The sequence below is a fragment of the Rhizobium sp. P2_G2 genome, assembly GCF_056403555.1.
Map to the genome: position 1 here is coordinate 1 of NZ_JBFUFF010000281.1, position 540 is coordinate 540.

Genomic DNA, 540 nt, shown 5'->3' on the forward strand with positions numbered 1-540 from the left:
GTTTGCCATGGAAGAACTGATGCCGCGCATCACCCGGGCGCAGTCGATGGACGTGCTCTCCTCGCAGGCCAATCTCGCCGGCTACCAGGCGGTGATTGACGCAGCCGGGATCTATGACCGGGCGATGCCGATGATGATGACCGCCGCCGGCACCGTGCCGGCCGCGAAAGTCTTCGTCATGGGCGCTGGCGTCGCCGGCCTGCAGGCGATCGCTACGGCCCGGCGTCTGGGCGCCGTGGTCATCGCCATCATGGACCCTTACGGCAACGAAGCGGCTATCGCCGACATGGCCTCGGCCGGGCTGACCGCGTTTGCCATGGAACTGATGCCGCGCATCACCCGGGCGCAGTCGATGGACGTGCTCTCCTCGCAGGCCAATCTCGCCGGCTACCAGGCGGTGATTGACGCAGCCGGGATCTATGACCGGGCGATGCCGATGATGATGACCGCCGCCGGCACCGTGCCGGCCGCGAAAGTCTTCGTCATGGGCGCTGGCGTCGCCGGCCTGCAGGCGATCGCTACGGCCCGGCGTCTGGGCGC

General features: G+C 68.3%; 1 pseudogene. It reads left to right on the top strand.

Annotated features, from left to right (window positions below):
- Positions 1 to 19: 19 nt before the first annotated feature.
- Positions 20 to 540, top strand: a pseudogene (locus AC1D06_RS42750) (NAD(P)(+) transhydrogenase (Re/Si-specific) subunit alpha); the annotation flags it as partial.